The sequence below is a fragment of the Streptococcus sp. HMSC072D03 genome (genome assembly GCF_001812855.1).
Taxonomy (GTDB): domain Bacteria; phylum Bacillota; class Bacilli; order Lactobacillales; family Streptococcaceae; genus Streptococcus; species Streptococcus salivarius_D.
This window is the reverse complement of sequence record NZ_KV810616.1, coordinates 67,487-68,344: the sequence shown is the minus strand read 5'-3', so window position 1 is coordinate 68,344 and position 858 is coordinate 67,487. Positions and strand designations below refer to the sequence as shown.

2 pseudogenes are annotated in these 858 nt (G+C 35.7%); both read left to right on the top strand.

Features of this window, described 5'->3' with window-relative positions:
* Positions 1–459: pseudogene (gene tnpA, locus HMPREF2877_RS01385) on the top strand (IS200/IS605 family transposase); the annotation flags it as partial.
* 183 nt (positions 460–642) lie between these two features.
* Positions 643–858, top strand: a pseudogene (locus HMPREF2877_RS01380) (transposase); the annotation flags it as partial.

Here is an 858-nt window from a genome sequence, read left to right as displayed (position 1 = left end):
AATAGTTTAGCACATACTACATGGAATTGTAATTATCATATTGTGTTCGCGCCCAAATATCGATGTCAGATAATTTATGGAAAATACAAAGCAAGTATAGGTCAAATCTTACGATTATTATGTGAAAGAAAAGGTGTTGAAATTCATGAAGCGGAAGCTTGCCCAGCTCATATTCACATGTAAGTGAGTATACTACCGAAGCTAAGTATTTCCTCATTTATAGGATATTTAAAGGGCAAAAGTAGCTTAATGATATTTGATCGACATGCTAATTTAAAGTATAAATATGGGAATCGCAAATTTTGGTGTCGAGGCTTTTATGTTGATACGGTTGGACGAAATCAGAAGCGAATTGAAGAATATATTCGTAATCAATTACAAGAGGACGTGGTAGCAGATCAGCTTAGTCTATTTGAGGAGTATGATCCATTTACAGGTGAGAATAATAAAAGAAAGTAATCTTAAAGAGACCCGCTAGTCGGGACAGCTAGTAAAGGTGGTGCTGAAGGGAAACCATTCGGTAGGCCTTTAGGCCTCGGCCGGTAGCAGAGGCTTTCAGCCGAAGAGCAAAACACCCGTTCTGATATGATACCTCTTAAGTAGACATGGTAAATACCTAAAATCTACTTAAGAGGTATTTTTATGTCTAGAAGAGAAAATTTCACTCCATTCGAGAAAGAACAAGCTTGTATCGATTATATTAATGGTAATTGTTCCAGATCTGAAATACGTAACTGTCTCCATATTTCCACAAGGGCGATTCTAGATTGGGCTGCTATCTATAAAAAATATGGGATTTTAGGATTTACAAAGAAAACAAAAAATCGTTCCTATTCAAAAGAATTTAAAATGGAACTT